Raw genomic sequence first — 18,869 nt, 5'->3', positions numbered from 1 at the left:
GGCAGCAACGATTCCACACATCGGCAGGGCTTCCTTTGGGTGATTGCGCGGCCCGCAGCCGCACCTAGCTGGCCATCTTCACCGGCCTGCATTGCGGCAGGCTTTCGCGCCCGGTCGGTGTGGACCGGAACGGTTAGTCCACCTTGCGACGCAAATAGTTCAACAGGTCGATGCGGGTGATCAGGCCGAGGAAATCGTCGCCGTCGACCACGATCGCGACGTGGCCGCGCTCGAACACCGGCAGCAGCGATTCGATCGGCGAGCGCACGTCGAGCTTCTGCAGGCTGGTGATCATCGCGGTCGACACCGGATCGCGGAAACGCGTCTCGTCGGCGTGCACGTGCATCAGCACGTCGGATTCGTCGACGATGCCCACCAGCTTGCGGCCGTCCATCACCGGCAGCTGCGACACGTCGTACAGCTTCATGCGGTTGTAGGCGGTGACCAGCAGCTCGTTGGGGCCGACCACCACGGTGTCGCGCTGGGCGAACGGGCGCAGCAGCAGGTCGCGCAGGTCGCCATGCCGTTCGCGCTCGATGAAGCCGTTGTCGAGCATCCAGTAATCGTTGTACAGCTTGGACAGGTACTTGTTGCCGGTGTCGCAGACCAGGGTCACCACCCGCTTCGGCGCGGTCTGTTCGCGGCAGTAGCGCAGCGCCGCCGCGACCAGGGTGCCGGTGGACGAGCCGCCCAGCACGCCCTCCTTCGCCAGCAGCTCGCGCGCGGTGAGAAAGCTCTCCTTGTCGGGGATCGCGTAGGCCTTCTTCACCCGGGTGAAGTCGCTGATCGAAGGCAGGAAGTCCTCGCCGATGCCTTCGACCATCCAGCTGGCGGACTTGGTCGAGAGCGTGCCCTCGTTGATGTACTGGGCGAGGATCGAGCCGACCGGGTCGGCGAGGATGAATTCCGTCCGCGGCGAGTGTTCGGCGAAGAACTTCGACAACCCGCTCAGCGTGCCCGACGAGCCGCAGCCGACCACGATCGCGTCGACCTTGCCGTCCATCTGTTCGAGGATCTCCGGCCCGGTGGTGGCGATGTGCGCGGCCGGGTTGTCCGGGTTGCCGAACTGGTTGATGAAGTACGCGCCGGGCGTCTCGCGCGCGATCCGCTCGGCCATGTCCTGGTAGTACTCGGGGTGGCCCTTGGCCACGTCGGAGCGGGTCAGCACCACCTCGGCGCCCATCGCCTTGAGGTTGAAGATCTTCTCCCGGCTCATCTTGTCCGGCACCACCAGGATCAGCCGGTAGCCCTTCTGCTGCGCGACCAGGGCGAGCCCCAGGCCGGTGTTGCCGGCGGTGCCCTCGACCAGGATGTCGCCCGGGCGGATGCGGCCATCCTTCTCGGCGCCCTCGATCATCGACAGGCCGATGCGGTCCTTGATCGAGCCGCCGGGGTTGGTGCTCTCCAGCTTGAGGAACAGCTCGCACGGCCCGGTATCCAGGCGCTGCGCGCGCACCATCGGGGTACGTCCGATCAGTTCGAGGACACTCTGGTGGACCGTCATGGGGGCTCCGTCGCTGGAAAGGCAGCCGGGCGATGCCGCCGCTGCGGGATCGCCATGATAACCGCTGGACCGCCACCAACGCGGCGGCCCCGGCACCCTCCCGATGCATCAGGGAGGACCCGGGGCCGCGATGGCGTGAAACAGCAGGGTCAGTGGATGAGGTGCGCCCGATCCGTCCACATGCGCTCGAGTCGCGCCTTGGCCAGCAGCTTCTCCTTCTTCATGCTGGCGAGGGTGACATCGTCGATGGGAAGCACGCCTATGTCGGCGTCGTGCACCTTGCTGTCGAGTTCGCGGTGATGCTGGTAGAGCCGCCGGAATTCGGCGTCGGCCTTCATCAATGCCTCGACATCATCACGCTGCTGGTTTTCGAACATGATCCGACCTCCTCGCGAGTTGGCATGCGGATGCCACAGGAAGCATCCGCAGACATTGAATGCATGCACGCACCCACGACCCGCGCCGGTCTGCCGGAACGCGGGTGACGCATGGAAACGTGGAATAAGCGCATGATTCGGGTCAGTGGCCCACGCGGCCTGGATGCCCCGTGGGACTTCGACCCTACTCCCCCGGTCAGGGGGCTGCAAGCCTTGCCGAGGGACTCCGCGAAGCACAGCGGTTTCCTGTGAAACAGCTGTCAAAACAGTATTTTACTGTTTATCTAACCGAAAGCTCGGGACCCGTCGCCGCGAGGCGCGGAGCGGGCGCGGCGGAGCGCCGCAGCGCGCCGTCGAGGCAGGGTCAGGGATGCTTTTTCGAGGCGTCCGGGGCTGCCTCGGCAGGCTGCTCGCCTTCGCTCATCTGCGAACGCATCGCCTTGGCCGCCTGGGCAGCCAGCTCGGCCTGGCGCTTGGCCGCCCTGGCCACCTTGCTCTGCGCCGCCGCCAGCTTTTTCGCCCGCTCGGCTTCGGCGCGCGCCTGGTCGGCCGCCTGCGAGTACTCCTGTCCCTGTGCCTGCAACCGGGCGGCCTCTTCCTGCGCCAGCTGGTACTGCAGGCGCTGGCGCTCCAGTTCGCGCCGCGCCAGTTCCGCATCGCGCCGGCTGTTGTCGAGCAGGATCTGGTCGTGCTCGCGGTCGAGCTGGGTCAGCTTGACCTGGGCGTCCTGCAGCTGTGCGGCGGTCTTGGCCAGGTCGACCCGGCGTTCGGCCAGGTACAGCGCGTGCGGCCGCTCGCGCGAGCCGGCTTGGGCCAGCCGGTTGATCGCGTCGCGGGCGCGCGCCTGCTCGGCCTGCGCGTAACGGCCCAGGCTGGGGTCGTTGGCGAGCTGGTCGAGGCTGCCGCCCAGCCGGGCGATGTCGATGTCGTCCTTGCGGGCGTGCGCCGAGCCGGCGGCCGCCAGCGCCAGCACGATCGCGGCCAGGGTGAGGGTGGAACGCTTCATGGCTGGCCTCCGTGGGAATTGGAAGCGGGTTGCTGGTTGGCATCCGGCACGGTCTGGAAACCGGCACCGGCCGGTGCGGACAGCACGGTCGAGGCCGGCGCCGGCATGTCCTGGGTGGGCGGCGGACCGGACGACGCCGGTGCCGGCGCGTTGTCGCGCTGCTCCAGTTGCTCGCCTTCCTGGCGCAGGCGGGTGTTCTCCTGCACCTTGTTCTGGATCTGCGCCCGCGCCGCGCCCAGCCGGGCCTTGGACTGGGCCAGCTCGGCGTCGGCGCGCGACTCCTCCGCCAGACTCGCCGCATCGGCGTACTTGCGGTCGGCCATGGCCGCCTGCGCCTGCTGGAACTTGTCCTGCGCGAAGCCCAGGTCGACCGGGGCGTAATCGGCCGCCCCCGCGTCGCGGGCCATCTGCAGCTGGGACTGCGCCATGTTCATCGAATCGTTCGGCGGCGGCGCCGAGGCACAGCCGGCCAGCAGCAGGGCCAGGGCCAGGGCCAGGGCCGCCGTCGCCATGGCCGTGCGGATATGGCGGGGAGAGCCGGGCGGCAGGGAAAAGATGTACATCACATTCCTCGTGGTATGTCGCAGCGTATTGTGGGCGGGCATAATCCGACTTTGCAACGCGCTTTGCGCAAACAGGGATCATTCCGTGGATATCGGCTACTTCCTCAAGCTTATGGTAGACAAGGGCGCGTCGGACATGTTCCTGTCCACCGGCGCCCCGGTGAATATCAAGGTCGAGGGCAAGCTGTATCCGCTGGGCAACACCGGCCTGCCCGGCGGCATGGTCAAGAAGATCGCCTATTCGCTGATGGACGAGGGCCAGGTGCCGCAGTTCGAGCGCGACCTGGAGCTGAACATGGCGCTGGCGGTGAAGGAAGCCGGCCGTTTCCGCATCAACGTGTTCAAGCAGCGCGGCGAAGTGGGCATGGTGATCCGCGCGATCAAGAGCGAGATCCCCAGCATCGACCAGCTGCAGCTGCCCGGCATCTTCCGCGACCTGATCATGGAACCGCGCGGGCTGATCCTGGTGGTCGGCGCCACCGGCTCGGGCAAGTCGACCACCTTGGCGGCGATGCTCGACCAGCGCAATACCAATTCGGCCGGCCACATCCTCACCATTGAGGATCCGATCGAATACCTGCACCGGCACAAGAAGTCGATCGTCAACCAGCGCGAGGTGGGGCTGGATACGCACAGCTACCACGAGGCGCTGAAGAACGCGATGCGCGAGGCGCCGGACGTGATCATGATCGGCGAGATCCGCGACACCGACACGATGGAGGCGGCGATCTCCTTCTCCGAGACCGGCCACCTGTGCCTGGCCACGCTGCACTCGAACAACGCCGACCAGACGCTGGAGCGCATCCTCAACTTCTTCCCCGAGTCGGCGCACAAGAACGTGCTGATGAACCTGGCGCTGAACCTGCGCGCGGTGATCAGCCAGCGCCTGGTGATCGGCAAGGACGGCCGCCGCATTCCGGCCGCCGAAGTGCTGCTGAACACCCCGCTGATCCGCGACATGATCCGCCGCGGCCAGATCCACGAGATCAAGGAGGCGATGGACCGCAGCCTGCAGGAAGGCATGCAGACCTTCGACCAGTCGCTGTACAAGCTGTACAAGGAAGGCCGCGTGGAACTGGAAGAGGCGCTCAACAAGTCCGATTCGCGCGACGGCCTGGCGCTGAAGATCCGCCTCGCCGAAGGCGGCAGCAACGACCCGGAACTGGCCGGCAACGACCCGTACGGCATGGGCTTCTGAAGGCGGGGAGTGAGTGGAGAGGAGTGAGAAGTGAGAGACGGCACAAACCCCCTCGCCCCGCTCTCTCTCGTTCCCCACTCCTCTTCACTCGTTTCTAGCTTTGCGGCGCATCCGCCTGCGCTTCCGGCGCCGCCCGCCGGAACGCCTCCAGCTCGCTGCAGGCCTGGTGGATGCGCCGGATCGTCGGGTAGTCGTCCAGTGGCAATTTCCAGCGCTGCGCGTTGTAGACCTGCGGGACCAGGCAGGCGTCGGCCATGCCCGGCGCATCGCCGTGGCAATAGCTGCCGGTGGCCGCGTTGTCGGCCAGCATCGCCTCGATCGCCCTGAAACCCTCGCCGATCCAGTGCCGCGACCACCCGGCGCGCTGCTCTTCGCTGGCGCCGAACTCCGCTTCCAGCTGCTGCAGCACGCGCAGGTTGCCCAGCGGATGAATGTCGCAGGCCACCACCTGCGCCAGCGCCCGCACCCTGGCGCGCCCGCGCGCATCGACCGGCAGCAGGGCCGTTTCCAGTTCCGGATGGATCTCGTCGAGGTACTCCATGATCGCCAGCGACTGGGTGAGCACGCGGTCGCCGTCGAGCAGGCAGGGCACCATTTCCTGCGGGTTGAGCGCGCGGTAATCCGGCGCGTGCTGCCCGCCGCCGTCGCGTACCAGGTGCACCGGGCGCGTCTCGTAGTCGAGCCCCTTGAGATTCAATGCGATACGCACACGATACGCGGCACTGGAGCGCCAGTAGCCGTAAAGCACCAATCCGGTAGCCATAGCCGCCCTCCCCCGCGCGTGGACAGCCCGCAGTGTAGCCATAGTGGCGGGTCGCGCGCATCGCCGGCCGGCCTGCGGCATCCGCCGCGGTTTGCATCGGCTCCCCACGCACCGGACAATAGGCGGTTCGCGCCCATTCGGGCCGGCTTTCCATCCATCAACGGAGTTCCGCCGTGTCAGTCATCCGCATGAGTGACCTCGATTTGCGCGGCCAGCGCGTGCTGATCCGCGAAGACCTGAACGTGCCGATCGACGACCACGGCCAGATCACCTCGACCCAGCGCCTCGACGCCGCACTGCCCACGATCCAGGCCGCCCGCGACGCCGGCGCGAAAGTGATGGTGATGTCGCACCTGGGCCGGCCGAAGGAAGGCCAGTTCGACGCCGAATCGTCGCTGGCGCCAGTGGCGCTGTGGCTGAGCAGCCACCTGGACCAATCGGTACGCCTGGTCGCCGGCTACTTGGCCGACGGCGTCGAGGTGGCCCCGGGCGAGGTGGTCCTGCTGGAAAACTGCCGCATGAATGTCGGCGAAAACAAGGACGACGACGCGCTGGCCCGGAAGTACGCCGCGCTGTGCGACATCTTCGTGATGGACGCGTTCGGCACCGCGCACCGCGCGCAGGCCTCCACCCATGGGGTGATCAGGTACGCCCCGGTCGCAGCGGCGGGTCCGCTGCTCTGCGCCGAGCTGGACGCACTGGGCAAGGCGCTGGAACACCCGGCGCACCCGCTGCTGGCCATCGTGGCCGGCTCCAAGGTCTCGACCAAGCTGACCCTGCTGGACAACCTGATCGGCAAGGTCGACCAGTTGATCGTGGGTGGCGGCATCGCCAACACCTTCATTGCCGCGCTGGGCCACTCGGTCGGCAACTCGCTGTATGAGCCCGACCTGATCGACGCCGCGAAGAAAGTACTGGCCGACGCGAAGCGCCGCGGCGCCGAGGTGCCGATGCCGGTCGACGTGGTGGTGGCGCCGGCGTTCTCCGCGCAGGCGCCGGCCACGATCAAGCCGGTCGACCAGGTGGGCAAGGACGAGATGATCCTCGACATCGGCCCGCAGACCGCCGAACTCTACGCCGCGCTGATCGCCAGGGCCGGCACCGTGGTGTGGAACGGGCCGGTCGGCGTGTTCGAGTTCGACGCGTTCGGCAAGGGCACTGAGACGCTGGCGCGGGCGATCGCCGCGTCGAAGGCGTTCTCGATCGCCGGCGGCGGCGACACCCTGGCCGCGGTCGACAAGTACGGCATCGCCGACCAGGTCTCCTACATCTCCACCGGCGGCGGCGCGTTCCTGGAGTTCCTCGAAGGCAAGGAACTGCCCGCGGTGGCGGCGCTGAAGGCGCGAGCCACGAGGTAATGCTCTGCCTGTTCGACCTCGACGGCACCCTGATCGATTCCGAGCACGGCATCACCGCCTGCGTGAAGCATGCGCTGGCGCGGCTGGACGTGCCGGCACCGGCGCACGAGGAGCTGCGCCGCTGGATCGGGCCGCCGCTGCGCCACAGCTTCGCACCGCTGCTGGATCACGACGCCGAACGCATCGAGGCGGCGGTGGCGTACTACCACGAGCGCTTCGACGCGCACGGCTGGCGCGAGCACGAGATCTATCCGGGCATCGAGGCGCTGATCGGGCGGCTGCGCCGTGCCGGCCACCGGCTCGCGGTGGTCACCAGCAAGCCCCACCGCCACGCCGCGCCGATCGTCGAACACCTTCCATTCGGCGCGGCGTTCGAGCGCCTGTACGGCCCGCACCCGGGCAGCGCGCACAGCGAGAAGGCCGCGATGATCGCCGAGGCGCTGGCCGACTTCGGCGCCGACCCGGCCGACGCGGTGATGATCGGCGACCGCCACTTCGACATCGAGGGCGCGGTGGCCAACCGGGTGCGCGGCCTCGGCGTGCTGTGGGGTTTCGGCGACCGCGCGGAGCTGGAGCAGGCCGGCGCGCATGCCATTGCGGTGACGCCGGACGAACTGGCTACACTGCTGGAAGTCTCGACACCCGCCGCGTAGGGCGGACACGGTCCGCCGGCTCTTGCTCCGATGATGGGCGAAGCGCAGCGGCGGGCGGTGCCCGCCCTACCCGACTTTTCGTTTCACCAAGCAAGAGCCGGCGGGCGGTGCCCGCCCTACCCCGCCGTTACCTGAGGGTGCGCTTCACTGCGTCGACCACGTGGCCCACGGTGAAGCCGAAGTGCTCGAACAGCTGCGGCGCGGGAGCGGAGGCGCCGAACGTGGTCATGCCGACCACCTCGCCGTCCAGGCCTACGTACTTGCACCAGAAGTCGGCCGTGGCCGCCTCCACCGCCACGCGGGCGCGGCACCAGGAAGGCAGCACGCCTTCGCGGTATTCCAGCGGCTGCGCGTCGAACACCTCGGTGCACGGCATCGACACCACGCGCACGGCCACGCCCTGCTGGGCCAGCGCGCGCGCGGCTTCCATCGCCATTTCCACTTCCGAGCCGGTGGCGATCAGGATCGCCCGGAACTTCGTATCCAGCGGATCGGACAGCACGTAACCGCCGCGCATGATGTCGGCCACCTGCTGCGCGCTGCGCTGCTGGTGCTTCAGGTTCTGCCGCGAGAACACCAGGCAGGCCGGGTGGCCCTTGCGCTCGATCGCCGCCTTCCACGACGCGGCCGACTCCACCGCGTCGCAGGGGCGCCACAACTGGTTGTTCGGGATGTAGCGCAGGCTGGCCAGGTGCTCGACCGGCTGATGGGTCGGGCCGTCCTCGCCCAGGCCGATCGAGTCGTGCGTGTAGACGTGGATCGCGTGCGCGGGGATCAGCGCGCTCATGCGCACCGCATTGCGCGCGTAGTCGGAGAACACCAGGAAGGTGGCGTCGTACGGGATGAAGCCGCCGTGCAGTGCCAGGCCATTCGCGATCGCGGCCATGCCGAACTCGCGCACGCCGTAGTAGACGTAGTTGCCCTTGCCGCCGGCGCTGTCGCCGGTGGCGGCGTCGAGGCTGCCCTTCCACTTGGTGAGGTTGGAGCCGGCCAGGTCGGCCGAGCCACCGATCAGCTCCGGCAGCAGCGGCGCGAACGCCTCGATGCTCATCTGGGAGGCCTTGCGCGAAGCCACTTCGGGGCCGTCGGCCTGCAGCTTGTCGATGAACGCCTGCGACTTCGCGGCCCAGTCCGCCGGCAGCTCGCCGCTCATGCGGCGGCTGAACTCGGCGGCCAGCTCCGGATGGGCGGCGGCGTATTTCGCGAAGGCGTCGTTCCATGCCTGCTCGGCTTCGATGCCCGCCTTGCGATGATCCCAGCCGGCATAAATGTCGGCCGGGATCTCGAACGGCGCGTACTTCCAGCCCAGTTGTTCGCGCGCGGCGGCGATCTCGTCCTTGCCCAGCGGCGCGCCGTGGCTTTCCTCCTTGCCCTGCTTGTGCGGCGCGCCGAAGCCGATGATGGTCTTCGCACAGATGAGCGTGGGTTTGTCGTGCTGGCCGGTTGCCGCGCTCAGAGCCTTGGCGATCGCCGCGGCATCATGCCCGTCCACGCCGCGGATCACGTTCCAGCCGTACGCCTCGAAGCGCGCCGGGGTGTCGTCGGTGAACCAGCCGTGCACTTCGCCGTCGATCGAGATGCCGTTGTCGTCGTAGATCGCCACCAGCTTGCCCAGACCCCAGGTGCCGGCCAGCGAGGCGACCTCGTGCGAGATGCCTTCCATCAGGCAGCCGTCGCCGAGGAACACCCAGGTGTGGTGGTCGACCACGTCGTGACCTGGACGGTTGAAGTGCGCCGCCAGCACCTTCTCGGCCAGCGCGAAGCCGACCGCATTGGCCAGGCCCTGGCCGAGCGGGCCGGTGGTGGTTTCCACGCCGGGGGTTTCGCTGGCTTCGGGGTGGCCGGCGGTCTTCGAATGCAGCTGGCGGAAGCGCTTCAGCTGATCCATCGGCAGGTCGAAGCCGGTGAGGTGCAGCAGCGCGTACTGCAGCATCGAGCCGTGGCCGTTGGAGAGCACGAAGCGGTCGCGGTTGGACCACTTCGGGTTGGCCGGGTTGAACTTCAGGAAGTCGTTCCACAGCACCTCGGCGAGGTCGGCCATGCCCATCGGCATGCCCGGATGGCCGGACCTGGCCGCCTCCACGGCGTCCATGGCAAGGGCGCGCACGGCATTGGCGAGTTCGCGGCGGGTGGTCATCGGGCAGTCTCCGGAAGGTGCAAAAGCGCGCATTGTCGCCGATCCGGCCCCGCGCTGTCGCCGGCGTCGTGGGAATTAACTGCCGCTTAACCCCGGGCCATACGGTACGCAAGCCTTCAGCAAGGCCTCGTTATCAATACGCCCCGCAACGCCATCCCCAGGCGCTGCCCGACCGCGTGCGTCCTTCCCCATGGCCACCGGCCCGGCTCAAAAAAGTGGAGTATCCCCATGAAAAAGACTTTCCTTGTACTCGCCATCTCAGCTGCCGCCATGGCCGCCCTGCCCGTCTTCGCGCAGGACAGCCAGACCAGCCCTGCGGCCGGCGGCGGCAACTTCCAGCCGTCCCAGCCGATCGGCAGCGGCAACTGGTTCATCAACGGCAGCGTCGGCCAGGCGCACATGCGCGTGGGCCCGTACGACGGCCACCCGACCACCTACGCGCTCAACGGCGGCTACCGCTGGAAGGTGGGCCAGGACCTGGGCCTGGGCGTCGAGGTCGGCTACAACGACCTGGGCAATTTCAGGCTGAAGAACGTGTTCAACAGCAACGACGTCAACCTGACGTCGCAGCGCCAGGCCCTGCGCGGCTGGACCGCCGGCGCCAACGGCAAGATCAATGTGTGGCAGGGCCTGTATGTCAGCGGCCGCACCGGCATCTACGGCTGGAAGGGCGACGGCTACAGCAACCAGGACATCAACCGCCATCACCTGGATCGGGTCGACTACTTCGCCGGCGCCGGCGTCGGCTACGACTTCAGCGAGCACTTCGGCCTGGGCCTGGCGTACGACTACTACCACGCGAAGAAGGACCACATCGGCCTGAGCACCGATACGGCATCGCTGACCGCCGAGTACCGCTTCTGACGAACGACCCGGATGGCGCGGCGCCCGCCGCCACGCCATCCGGGCATGTCGGATTAACGAATGCTTAATACTGAACCAATCGGTATTGAATCTTCCGGCGCCCGCCTTATCTAAGTCTCGGGTATCGCCTCCCGGCTCGGGCGGCGCACCGCAGCAGCGGCCACTCCCCCCTCAGGGCCGCCTGCCACGATAACAACTGGAGAAGCTCCATGAAAATGAAAAAGACCCTGCTCGCCCTCGCCCTCGCCACCACCGGCCTGCTGGCCGTGCCCGCCGTGTTCGCGCAGAGCACGCCGGCCCACAGCGACGGCTGGTTCATCAACGGCAACGTCGGTCGCACCGCCATCAACCAGGGCCCGTACGACGGCCATGACACCGGCTACGCCCTCAACGGCGGCTATCGCTGGTCGCTGGCGCCGAACTTCTCGCTGGGCGCCGAAGTGGGTTACAACGACCTGGGCAACATCCATGCGAAGAACGTCTTCAACAGCCAGCCGGTGATCGCCCCGGGCAAGTCCCAGCTGCACGGCTGGACCGTCGGTGCGAATGCCCGCTACGACCTCAGCCCGGACTGGTACGTCGGCGGCCGCGCCGGCCTCTACAGCTGGACCGGCCACGGCCTGAGCAACGACATCAACCCGATCAACAAGAGCCTGAGTTCCAACAGCTGGTATGCGGGTGCCGGGGTGGGCTACAACCTCACCAGCAACCTCAGCGTCGGCCTGAACTACGACTACTTCGACGCCAGCAAGCGCAACGTCGACCTGAGCACCGACATGGTCTCGGTCAGCGCGGAATACCGCTTCTGATTGGTTGACCAATCACACGGAAAACGAAACGGGCACCTCGCGGTGCCCGTTTTTTTCTCGCGATCATGGATGATCGCAGGAGCTAACAGGAGCTAACCCCTCAGCCGTTCCACTGCCCCAGCGCGGCCAGGCCGTTGTCGCGCGCACGCGCGTGCACGGTCTTCTGTGCCTCGGCGTAGTTCGCCTTCATGTCCTTGGCCCACAGCTTCAGCGCCGCCTGCTGCATGGCGCGACCGTAGGAGAACGACAGCGGCCACGGGTGCGGGCCGATCTGGTTCATCGCGTTGAGGTGGGCGGTGGACTGCTGGTCGGTCTGGCCGCCGGAGAGGAACACGATGCCCGGCAGCGAGGCCGGGACGGTCGACTTCAGCACGCGCACGGTGGCCTCGGCGACTTCCTCGACATCGACCTGCTCGTCGCAGTCCTTGCCCGGGATGACCATGCTGATCTTCAGGATGGTGCCTTCCAGCATCACGTTCTGCTCGTACAGCGCATTGAACAGGCTGCGCAGCACCGCCTCGTGCACCTCGTAGCTGACCTCGATGCTGTGGTCGCCGTCCATGATCACTTCCGGCTCGACCATCGGCACCAGGCCGGCTTCCTGGCACAGCGCGGCGTAGCGCGCCAGCGCGTGGCAGTTCGCCTCGATCGCGGTGGAGCTGGGGTTCTCTTCGGAGATGTTGATCACCGCGCGCCACTTGGCGAACTGCGCGCCGAGCTTGGCGTATTCCTGCAGGCGCTCGCGCAGGCCGTCGAGGCCCTCGGTGACCACGTCGCCGGGGAAGCCGGCCAGCGGCTGCGGGCCCTTGTCGACCTTGATGCCGGGGATGATGCCGTTCTTCTTCATCACCTCGGTGAACGGCACGCCGTCGCGGGTCTTCTGGCGGATCGTCTCGTCGTACAGGATCGCGCCGGAGATGTGCTCGTTCAGGCCCGGCGTGGTCAGCAGCAGCTCGCGGTAGGCGCGGCGGTTTTCCTCGGTATTTTCGATGCCGACGGCCTCGAAGCGCTTCTTGATGGTGTTGGTCGACTCGTCGATGGCGATGATGCCCTTGCCGGGCGCGACCATCGCCAGGGCGATGCTTTCGAGATCTTCAATACTCATGACGACTCCGTGGTGCAGGGGCATGCCCGCCCGCACAAGGTGGAAGCCGCCTCGGGGCCGAAGCGGCACGGTTCAAAACGGCGATTATAGGCCAGATTGGCGGCCGGACGCGCCGGGCCGCCGCGGGCCGGGGGTCAGCCGCCGTAGCCGCTCAGTTTGCAGGCGTCCAGCAGTTGCTGCCGCTGCGCGGGGTCGGCCGGGGCGTTGAACGGCACGATGTAATAGGTGGCCACCGGCTCGCTGATGCGGTTGGTCAGCGAAGGGCCGTAGCGGAAGTTGGAGACCGCACTGCGGGCGACCGGACCCAGGTCGCTCTTGGGCGCCAGCTTCACCACCTGCACGTCCATCGGCACGCCGTCGGAACCCACCGTATAGGTCACCGCCGCGCAGCCCGGCTTGTCCAGGTTCAGCCCGCTGTTGGGCACGTCCATCTTCACCTGCGTATTGAGCAGGATCCAGTAGCGGTACAGGTTCTGCTGGTCGACCTTGCGCGCCTGCGCCAGCGCGGGCGCCGCGGACCCCAGCAGCAACGCCAGCAGCAGGCCCTGGCCAAGCGGATGAAACGACGTTTTCATGGTGATCTCCTGTGCACGCGGCGGTCGACTGCAGTGTAACCGCCCCGGCGCCCGCCGGTGGTCGGCGCCCGCGCGCCGGACAGCTGCGGGCCAGCCTCAGCGATCGCGAACGACTCTACAGGTCGCGCAGGCTCTCGACCGTGCCGTCCGGGCCGACCCAGAGCAGCTTCAGCGTGTTGGTGCCGCCGACGTGGCCGATGCGGTCGCCGTAGGTGATCACCACGCTGTCGCCCTCGACCAGCTTGCCCTTCCCGAACAGCAGCTGCACCGCGGCACGGGTGGAGGCGGCCATGCTCTGCCGCTCGCCATGGGTGAACTCCACCGGCTGCACGTCGCGCAACACCAGCATGCGCCGGCGCGCGGCGGCGGACGGCGACATGCCGTAGATCGGCACCGCGCTGCGGTAGCGCGACAGCCACTGGGCGGTGGCGCCGGATTCGGTCAGCGCCACGATCGCCCGCACGCCGAGCTGGCCGGCCAGCACCATCGCGGCCAGCGCGATCGCCTGGTCGGTACGGTTCATCTGGTGGCTGACGCTGCCCAGATCCTCCTTCGGTTCGAACTGGCGCTCGGCACCGAGGCAGATCCGCGTCATCGCCGCCACCGCCTTGTCCGGATGCGCGCCGGCGGCGGTCTCCTCCGACAGCATCACCGCGTCGGTGCCGTCGATCACTGCGTTGGCCACGTCCAGCACTTCGGCGCGGGTCGGGATCGGCGAGCGCACCATCGACTGCAGCATCTGCGTGGCGGTGATCACCGCGCGGTTGCGCTGCACCGTCTCGCGGATGATCTTCTTCTGCAGGCCGGGCAGCTCGGCGTCGCCGATCTCCACGCCGAGGTCGCCACGCGCCACCATCACCACGTCGGAAGCGTCGATGATCTCGCCCAGCACCGGGATCGCGTCGGCGCGTTCGATCTTCGCCACCAGCGCCGCGTTGCCGCCGGCCTCGTGCAGCAGGCGGCGGGCCTGGTGCATGTCCTCGGCCGAACGCACGAACGACACCGCGAGGAAATCCGCGCCGATCTCGGCGGCCAGTTTGATGTCGGCCTTGTCCTTGTCCGAGAGCGCCGTCACCGAGAGGCCGCCGCCCTGCCGGTTGAGCCCCTTGCGGTTGGACAGCTTGCCGCCGACCAGCACCTTGCAGCGCACTTCCGCGCCGGCGACGTCCTGAACGGTCAGCGCGACCAGGCCGTCGTCCAGCAGCAGCACGTCGCCGGCGTGCACGTCGTGCGGCAGGCCGTAGTAGCTCACGCCGACGCGGGTCGCATCGCCGGGCGGCGCGTCGGGGCGGCAATCCAGCACGAACGAGGCGCCATCGGCGAGTTCCACCGGCCCGTTGGCGAACGTCTCGATGCGGATCTTCGGCCCCTGCAGGTCGGCCAGGATGCCCACCTCGCGCCCGCTGGCAAGCGACGCCGCGCGCACCGCATTGGCGCGGGCGCGATGGTCGTCCGGCTGGCCGTGCGAGAGATTCAGGCGGGCGACGTTGACGCCTTCGGCGATGATCTTCTCGAGCATGCCCGGCACATCGGTGGCGGGGCCGAGGGTGGCGACGATCTTGGTACGGCGCAGCAGGGGGTTCGCATTCATGTGTCGAGGCTAGCAGAAGCCGCGCGGCGCGCCATTACTCTGCATTCGTATGCATCGCGCCGCTCGGCGGCAGGGCGAGGTTGAGCAGCTCCGCCAGGCGACGACCGGCCTGGCGCAGGCGCAGCTCTGCCAGCGGCAGCTCGGACTGGACGTAGGCCGGATCGATCTTGTGCCCGTCCGGATAGAAGCCGGCTTCGGCGGTGATCCGGCAGGATTCCTCGGCCCATTGCGCGTACGGGTCGTCCAGCGGCGTGATCGGCGCCGGCAGGCCGACCGGCGCGGCGGCATCGAGTTGGCGCGCATAGGCCTGCCAGTCGAGGCCACGGGTATTCAGCATGCCGGAGTCCCATACCTTGTGCAGGTTGCTGCCCTTGCCGGCGACCTGCACCTGGAACGTGTTGCCGCCCTTGTCGTCGCGGTAGCCGGCATGCAGCGGCTGGTGGATGTCGCCGGCGAAATGCACCACGAACTTCAGTGCCTCGCGCCGCGCCGCGTCGGACTGGCCGCGGTCGCCGAGCACGCGCGTGTAGTGCTGCAGCGCGGCCACCACGCAGCGGTCGTCGCGGCAATCGCGCGGCGGCATATAGTCGCAGCCGCTGCCGCCGCGGAAGTTGACGTAGTGCTGGCTGCGGGTCTGCTGCCACAACGCGTCCTGCGCCGGGTCGTCCTGGATCTGGTCGGCCCAGTTGGCCACGTCGGCCAGACGCGCGGTGTGTTCCGGCGCCAGCAGCCGCTCGACCTCGGCCTCGGCCGCCGGGCTGAGGTGCCGTTGCGCCAGCTCCGCGACCACGCGATGGCCGAGCGGCCCCCAGGCCTGCGCCAGCGGCGCGACGGCGAACATGCCCAGTGCGATGGCGAGGGAGCGATGCAACGGGATCATGGCGTTTTCAGCTGGAAGGATGGCCGGAGTCTGCCACAGCGGCCACCGCGACCGGACCGCTTTCATTGTAAGATTCGCGGCTGAAACGCGGCACCGCGGTCGCGGTCGCCCATTCGCCACCCATAGCTATCGGAGGACGTTCCCTCATGACCATCAAGGTCGGCATCAACGGCTTCGGCCGCATCGGTCGCAACGTGCTGCGCGCTGCCGTGCAGAATTTCGGCAACGACATCGAGATCGTCGCGATCAACGACCTGCTGGAGCCGGACTACCTGGCCTACATGCTGAAACACGACTCCGTGCACGGCCGCTTCGAGGGCGACGTGAAGGTCGATGGCAACGACCTGGTGGTCAATGGCAAGCGCATCCGCCTGACCCAGGAGCGCGACCCGGCCAACCTGAAGTGGAACGAGGTGAACGCCGACGTGGTGATCGAATCCACCGGCCTGTTCCTGGACAAGGCCAGCGCGCAGAAGCACCTCGACGCCGGCGCGAAGAAGGTGATCCTGTCGGCGCCGTCGAAGGACGACACGCCGATGTTCGTCTACGGCGTCAACGACGGGAAGTACGCCGGCGAGGCGATCATCTCCAACGCCAGCTGCACCACCAACTGCCTGGCGCCGGTGGCCAAGGTGCTCAACGACAAGTGGGGCATCAAGCGCGGCCTGATGACCACCGTGCACGCGGCCACCGCCACGCAGAAGACCGTGGACGGCCCAAGCAACAAGGACTGGCGCGGCGGTCGTGGCATCCTGGAGAACATCATTCCCTCCTCCACCGGCGCAGCCAAGGCCGTCGGCGTGGTGATCCCCGAGCTCAACAAGAAGCTCACCGGCATGAGCTTCCGCGTGCCGACCTCCGACGTGTCGGTGGTCGACCTCACCGTCGAGCTGGAGAAGGACGCCAGCTACGCCGAGATCTGCGCTGAGATGAAGGCGCAAGCGGAAGGCCCGCTGAAGGGCATTCTCGGCTACACCGAGGACAAGGTGGTGGCCACCGACTTCCGCGGCGACGCGCGCACCTCGATCTTCGACGCGGGCGCCGGCATCGCGCTGGACGACAGCTTCGTCAAGCTGGTCAGCTGGTACGACAACGAGTGGGGCTACTCGAACAAGTGCCTGGAGATGGTGCGGGTGGTGGCGAAGTAAGCCGGGAGCACTCCTCGCGATCATCCCTGATCGCGGGAGTCGAATGGACGGCCATCCGTGGCCGCACTCCTCGAACCGAAAAGCCCGCGCAAGCGGGCTTTTTCGTCCTCGCGCTTCCGCCGACCGGGTAGGGCGGGCACCGCCCGCCGCACTCCTTGACGTACGTGGAAACGCAGACCGGAAAGCCGGCGGGCGGTGCCCGCCCTACCCCGGTTTTCCGTGCCTCGTCGCCGGCCGGACGGCGGGCGGCTCAGCGCTTCAGCAGCGGCAGCTTGTCCGGCACGCCGTCCCACTTGTCGGCGTCTTCCATCGACGGGATCTTGCTGGTCAGTACCGGCCACTCCCTGGCCAGCTCGGCGTTGATCGAGAGGAAGACTTCCTGGCCGGCCGGCACGTCGAGCTCGGGGAAGATCGCGCCGACCGGGCACTCCTCCACGCACAGCGTGCAGTCGATGCACTCGTCCGGGTCGATCACCAGGAAATTCGGCCCTGCGTGGAAGCAGTCCACCGGACACACCTCGACGCAGTCGGTGTGCTTGCAGTTGATGCAGTTTTCGGTGACGACGTGCGTCATCGTGCCTCCTTCCGGCTCTCGCCGGCGATGGCTAGAGTGTCGATGACAGCAGGTGCCATGGCAATGACCCAGATCAGTGCCCGCCCCACGCCGCCATCGCAGAATCCATCCGAATTTCGCCACTTCCTCCAGGAGCCATACCCATGCGCAAACTGATCGCCATTGCCCTGCTCGGCCTGCTTTCCACGCCGCTGATGGCCGCCGAGTGCTCGACCACCGTCGAGGCCAACGACGCCATGCAGTTCAACACCAAGACCATCTCCGTGCCAAAGACCTGCAAGGCCTTCAAGGTGACCCTGAAGCACACCGGCAAACTGCCCGCCACCGCGATGGGCCACAACTGGGTGCTGGCGCACTCCGCCGACGAGGCCGGCGTGATCTCCGACGGCATGAAGGCCGGTGCGGCGAACAGCTACGAGAAGCCGGGCGACGCACGCATCCTCGCGCACACCAAGCTGATCGGCGGCGGCGAGTCCGACACCGCCACGATCGACGTGGCCAAGCTCAAGGCCGGCGAGCAGTACGCCTTTTTCTGCACCTTCCCCGGCCACGCCGCGCTGATGAAGGGCACGCTGAGCCTGGGTCAGTAAGCTTGCGGTAAATCGGCGCATCCGGCTGTCATGGCCGGATGCGCTTTTTTTTCGGCTCCTTGCCATCGCCCCGCCCACGGTTCCACCATGTCCCGCATGCAACCGGCAACATCATTCGACGAGGCGGCGATCGCCGGGCTGGTCGACCATTTCTACGAGAAGGTGCGACGCGATCCGCAGATCGGACCGATCTTCAACGCGGCGGTGCACGACTGGGACGAACACAAGCGCCTGCTGACCTCGTTCTGGGCCTCGGTGGCGCTGCGCGCGGGCAGTTACCGCGGCAATCCGATGGCCGCGCATCGGCCGCACCCGATCCGCATCGAGCACTTCGAGCACTGGCTCGCGCTGTGGGGCGAGACCTGCGCCGAGGAACTGGACGAAGCCCACGCCGCGCAGATGCTGGAATACGCGCAGCGCATAGGCAGCAGCCTCAAGCTGGGCCTCGGCCTGCACCCGCAGGCACGCCCGTTCGGCGTGCCGATCGTCGGCGCCGGACACTGAAGCGCGCCGCAGGGCGGGCATTGCCCGCCCTGCGAAATCAGCCGCTACCGCCCTGCGAAATCAAGTAGGGCGGCCATTGGCCGCCGGCTTCTCGTCCGCGCATGGATCAACAGCGCGGCGGGCATTGCCCGCCCTACGAAACCAGGGCCACCGGGATCAGCCCAGCGCCTTCAGCGCCGCATCGTAGTTCGGCTCATGGCCGATCTCGCCGACCAGCTCGGCGTGCAGCACCTTGTCGTGGCCGTCCAGCACCAGCACCGCGCGCGCAGCCAACCCGGCCAGCGGGCCGCTGGCGATCGCCACGCCGTAGTCTTCGAGGAAGCGGCGGCCGCGCATCAGCGACAGGTTGACCACCTTGTCCAGCCCCTCGGCGCCGCAGAAGCGCGCCTGCGCGAACGGCAGGTCGGCCGAGATGCACAGCACCACGGTATCGGCGAGCTTGCCGGCCACCTGGTTGAAGTGGCGCACCGAGGCGGCGCATACACCGGTGTCGACGCTGGGGAAGATGTTCAACACCTTGCGCTTGCCGGCATAAGCCGACAACGACACGTCGGACAGATCGCTGCCGACCAGCGTGAACGCCGGCGCGGTCGAGCCCACCGCGGGAAACTGGCCGTCGACCTTGATCGGCTGGCCCTTGAATGTGACCTGGGACATGGTGCACCTCGTG

20 protein-coding genes are annotated in these 18,869 nt (G+C 67.8%); 8 read left to right on the top strand and 12 right to left on the bottom strand.

Going from position 1 to position 18,869, the window contains the following annotated elements; translation table 11 throughout:
* Window positions 1–133 precede the first annotated feature (133 nt).
* The 4 genes from DEO45_RS14925 to DEO45_RS14910 all read right to left on the bottom strand — a co-directional run bounded on the left by DEO45_RS14925 (window position 134) and on the right by DEO45_RS14910 (window position 3,450).
* The gene (locus DEO45_RS14925; RefSeq protein ID WP_114345212.1) at window positions 134–1,504 is read right to left on the bottom strand and encodes a pyridoxal-phosphate dependent enzyme; all 1,371 of its coding nucleotides are present in this window, start codon (window positions 1,502–1,504) and stop codon (window positions 134–136) included.
* Window positions 1,505–1,653: 149 nt separating this feature from the next.
* Complete coding sequence (locus DEO45_RS14920) at window positions 1,654–1,881, bottom strand: YdcH family protein (RefSeq protein ID WP_027492953.1); 228 nt, start codon at window positions 1,879–1,881, stop codon at window positions 1,654–1,656.
* Between the two features lie 364 nt (window positions 1,882–2,245).
* Window positions 2,246–2,887, bottom strand: coding sequence for a hypothetical protein (locus DEO45_RS14915; protein ID WP_114345210.1), 642 nt, complete (start codon window positions 2,885–2,887; stop codon window positions 2,246–2,248).
* Entirely contained in the window at window positions 2,884–3,450 is a 567-nt protein-coding gene (locus DEO45_RS14910) for a DUF4398 domain-containing protein (RefSeq protein ID WP_114345208.1), read from the bottom strand. Before DEO45_RS14910 ends, DEO45_RS14915 begins: the two co-directional genes overlap by 4 nt.
* Window positions 3,451–3,535: 85 nt before the next feature.
* Here DEO45_RS14910 and DEO45_RS14905 point away from each other — a divergent pair, with 85 nt between their 5' ends.
* Window positions 3,536–4,648, top strand: coding sequence for a PilT/PilU family type 4a pilus ATPase (locus DEO45_RS14905; RefSeq protein ID WP_114345206.1), 1,113 nt, complete (start codon window positions 3,536–3,538; stop codon window positions 4,646–4,648).
* A gap of 94 nt (window positions 4,649–4,742) precedes the next feature.
* Here the strand turns inward: DEO45_RS14905 and maiA are convergent, their stop codons facing one another.
* Window positions 4,743–5,411 carry a maleylacetoacetate isomerase gene (gene maiA, locus DEO45_RS14900; RefSeq protein ID WP_114345203.1) on the bottom strand — a complete coding sequence of 223 codons (669 nt, stop codon included), beginning with the start codon at window positions 5,409–5,411 and terminating at the stop codon, window positions 4,743–4,745.
* A 188-nt stretch (window positions 5,412–5,599) separates the two neighbouring features.
* On the opposite strand from maiA, the gene DEO45_RS14895 reads away from it, so the two are divergent.
* Together DEO45_RS14895 and DEO45_RS14890 are read left to right on the top strand one after the other, a co-directional pair.
* Window positions 5,600–6,769 (top strand): phosphoglycerate kinase, encoded by a 1,170-nt coding sequence (locus tag DEO45_RS14895; RefSeq protein WP_428992451.1) that lies wholly within the window; start codon window positions 5,600–5,602, stop codon window positions 6,767–6,769.
* Window positions 6,769–7,422, top strand: a complete 654-nt coding sequence (locus DEO45_RS14890) for an HAD hydrolase-like protein (RefSeq protein WP_114345198.1) — start codon at window positions 6,769–6,771, stop codon at window positions 7,420–7,422. Before DEO45_RS14895 ends, DEO45_RS14890 begins: the two co-directional genes overlap by 1 nt.
* Window positions 7,423–7,549: 127 nt before the next feature.
* Here DEO45_RS14890 and tkt read toward each other — a convergent pair whose 3' ends face one another.
* Window positions 7,550–9,559, bottom strand: a complete 2,010-nt coding sequence (gene tkt / locus DEO45_RS14885) for a transketolase (RefSeq protein ID WP_114345195.1) — start codon at window positions 9,557–9,559, stop codon at window positions 7,550–7,552.
* Window positions 9,560–9,787: 228 nt separating this feature from the next.
* Here tkt and DEO45_RS14880 point away from each other — a divergent pair, with 228 nt between their 5' ends.
* Together DEO45_RS14880 and DEO45_RS14875 are read left to right on the top strand one after the other, a co-directional pair.
* Window positions 9,788–10,423 carry an outer membrane beta-barrel protein gene (locus DEO45_RS14880; RefSeq protein WP_114345192.1) on the top strand — a complete coding sequence of 212 codons (636 nt, stop codon included), beginning with the start codon at window positions 9,788–9,790 and terminating at the stop codon, window positions 10,421–10,423.
* Between the two features lie 209 nt (window positions 10,424–10,632).
* Entirely contained in the window at window positions 10,633–11,232 is a 600-nt protein-coding gene (locus tag DEO45_RS14875; RefSeq protein ID WP_114345189.1) for an outer membrane protein, read from the top strand.
* A 100-nt stretch (window positions 11,233–11,332) separates the two neighbouring features.
* Here the strand turns inward: DEO45_RS14875 and DEO45_RS14870 are convergent, their stop codons facing one another.
* The 4 genes from DEO45_RS14870 to DEO45_RS14855 all read right to left on the bottom strand — a co-directional run bounded on the left by DEO45_RS14870 (window position 11,333) and on the right by DEO45_RS14855 (window position 15,383).
* The gene (locus tag DEO45_RS14870; protein WP_114345187.1) at window positions 11,333–12,337 is read right to left on the bottom strand and encodes a class I fructose-bisphosphate aldolase; all 1,005 of its coding nucleotides are present in this window, start codon (window positions 12,335–12,337) and stop codon (window positions 11,333–11,335) included.
* A 134-nt stretch (window positions 12,338–12,471) separates the two neighbouring features.
* Window positions 12,472–12,912, bottom strand: coding sequence for an energy transducer TonB (locus DEO45_RS14865; RefSeq protein ID WP_114345185.1), 441 nt, complete (start codon window positions 12,910–12,912; stop codon window positions 12,472–12,474).
* Window positions 12,913–13,027: 115 nt separating this feature from the next.
* The gene (gene pyk / locus DEO45_RS14860; protein ID WP_114345183.1) at window positions 13,028–14,503 is read right to left on the bottom strand and encodes a pyruvate kinase; all 1,476 of its coding nucleotides are present in this window, start codon (window positions 14,501–14,503) and stop codon (window positions 13,028–13,030) included.
* A 34-nt stretch (window positions 14,504–14,537) separates the two neighbouring features.
* Complete coding sequence (locus tag DEO45_RS14855; RefSeq protein ID WP_223250894.1) at window positions 14,538–15,383, bottom strand: S1/P1 nuclease; 846 nt, start codon at window positions 15,381–15,383, stop codon at window positions 14,538–14,540.
* Between the two features lie 146 nt (window positions 15,384–15,529).
* On the opposite strand from DEO45_RS14855, the gene gap reads away from it, so the two are divergent.
* Window positions 15,530–16,531: a type I glyceraldehyde-3-phosphate dehydrogenase gene (gap, locus tag DEO45_RS14850; RefSeq protein ID WP_114345180.1), complete on the top strand. Its 1,002-nt coding sequence runs from the start codon at window positions 15,530–15,532 to the stop codon at window positions 16,529–16,531.
* Between the two features lie 250 nt (window positions 16,532–16,781).
* Here the strand turns inward: gap and fdxA are convergent, their stop codons facing one another.
* Entirely contained in the window at window positions 16,782–17,105 is a 324-nt protein-coding gene (fdxA, locus tag DEO45_RS14845; RefSeq protein ID WP_108470407.1) for a ferredoxin FdxA, read from the bottom strand.
* 143 nt (window positions 17,106–17,248) lie between these two features.
* Between fdxA and azu the strand changes: the two genes are divergently transcribed.
* Both azu and DEO45_RS14835 read left to right on the top strand, forming a co-directional pair.
* Window positions 17,249–17,695, top strand: a complete 447-nt coding sequence (gene azu / locus DEO45_RS14840; protein ID WP_114345177.1) for an azurin — start codon at window positions 17,249–17,251, stop codon at window positions 17,693–17,695.
* 87 nt (window positions 17,696–17,782) lie between these two features.
* Window positions 17,783–18,199 (top strand): group III truncated hemoglobin, encoded by a 417-nt coding sequence (locus tag DEO45_RS14835; RefSeq protein WP_428992450.1) that lies wholly within the window; start codon window positions 17,783–17,785, stop codon window positions 18,197–18,199.
* A 156-nt stretch (window positions 18,200–18,355) separates the two neighbouring features.
* Here the strand turns inward: DEO45_RS14835 and tpx are convergent, their stop codons facing one another.
* Window positions 18,356–18,856, bottom strand: coding sequence for a thiol peroxidase (gene tpx, locus DEO45_RS14830; protein ID WP_114345172.1), 501 nt, complete (start codon window positions 18,854–18,856; stop codon window positions 18,356–18,358).
* Window positions 18,857–18,869: the final 13 nt, after the last annotated feature.

This window comes from Rhodanobacter denitrificans, from assembly GCF_003335105.1.
Taxonomy (GTDB): domain Bacteria; phylum Pseudomonadota; class Gammaproteobacteria; order Xanthomonadales; family Rhodanobacteraceae; genus Rhodanobacter; species Rhodanobacter denitrificans_A.
This window is presented reverse-complemented; position numbering and strand designations above follow the sequence as displayed.

Excerpts from the sequence above, each read along its gene's own strand:
- DEO45_RS14925 (WP_114345212.1), bottom strand. The coding sequence starts at position 1,504 with ATGACGGTCCACCAGAGTGTCCTCGAACTGATCGGACGTACCCCGATG.
- DEO45_RS14920 (WP_027492953.1), bottom strand. The coding sequence starts at position 1,881 with ATGTTCGAAAACCAGCAGCGTGATGATGTCGAGGCATTGATGAAGGCC.
- DEO45_RS14915 (WP_114345210.1), bottom strand. The coding sequence starts at position 2,887 with ATGAAGCGTTCCACCCTCACCCTGGCCGCGATCGTGCTGGCGCTGGCG.
- DEO45_RS14910 (WP_114345208.1), bottom strand. The coding sequence starts at position 3,450 with ATGTACATCTTTTCCCTGCCGCCCGGCTCTCCCCGCCATATCCGCACG.
- maiA (WP_114345203.1), bottom strand. The coding sequence starts at position 5,411 with ATGGCTACCGGATTGGTGCTTTACGGCTACTGGCGCTCCAGTGCCGCG.
- DEO45_RS14895 (WP_428992451.1), top strand. The coding sequence starts at position 5,600 with ATGAGTGACCTCGATTTGCGCGGCCAGCGCGTGCTGATCCGCGAAGAC.
- DEO45_RS14890 (WP_114345198.1), top strand. The coding sequence starts at position 6,769 with ATGCTCTGCCTGTTCGACCTCGACGGCACCCTGATCGATTCCGAGCAC.
- tkt (WP_114345195.1), bottom strand. The coding sequence starts at position 9,559 with ATGACCACCCGCCGCGAACTCGCCAATGCCGTGCGCGCCCTTGCCATG.
- DEO45_RS14880 (WP_114345192.1), top strand. The coding sequence starts at position 9,788 with ATGAAAAAGACTTTCCTTGTACTCGCCATCTCAGCTGCCGCCATGGCC.
- DEO45_RS14875 (WP_114345189.1), top strand. The coding sequence starts at position 10,633 with ATGAAAATGAAAAAGACCCTGCTCGCCCTCGCCCTCGCCACCACCGGC.
- DEO45_RS14870 (WP_114345187.1), bottom strand. The coding sequence starts at position 12,337 with ATGAGTATTGAAGATCTCGAAAGCATCGCCCTGGCGATGGTCGCGCCC.
- DEO45_RS14865 (WP_114345185.1), bottom strand. The coding sequence starts at position 12,912 with ATGAAAACGTCGTTTCATCCGCTTGGCCAGGGCCTGCTGCTGGCGTTG.
- pyk (WP_114345183.1), bottom strand. The coding sequence starts at position 14,503 with ATGAATGCGAACCCCCTGCTGCGCCGTACCAAGATCGTCGCCACCCTC.
- DEO45_RS14855 (WP_223250894.1), bottom strand. The coding sequence starts at position 15,383 with ATGATCCCGTTGCATCGCTCCCTCGCCATCGCACTGGGCATGTTCGCC.
- gap (WP_114345180.1), top strand. The coding sequence starts at position 15,530 with ATGACCATCAAGGTCGGCATCAACGGCTTCGGCCGCATCGGTCGCAAC.
- fdxA (WP_108470407.1), bottom strand. The coding sequence starts at position 17,105 with ATGACGCACGTCGTCACCGAAAACTGCATCAACTGCAAGCACACCGAC.
- azu (WP_114345177.1), top strand. The coding sequence starts at position 17,249 with ATGCGCAAACTGATCGCCATTGCCCTGCTCGGCCTGCTTTCCACGCCG.
- DEO45_RS14835 (WP_428992450.1), top strand. The coding sequence starts at position 17,783 with ATGTCCCGCATGCAACCGGCAACATCATTCGACGAGGCGGCGATCGCC.
- tpx (WP_114345172.1), bottom strand. The coding sequence starts at position 18,856 with ATGTCCCAGGTCACATTCAAGGGCCAGCCGATCAAGGTCGACGGCCAG.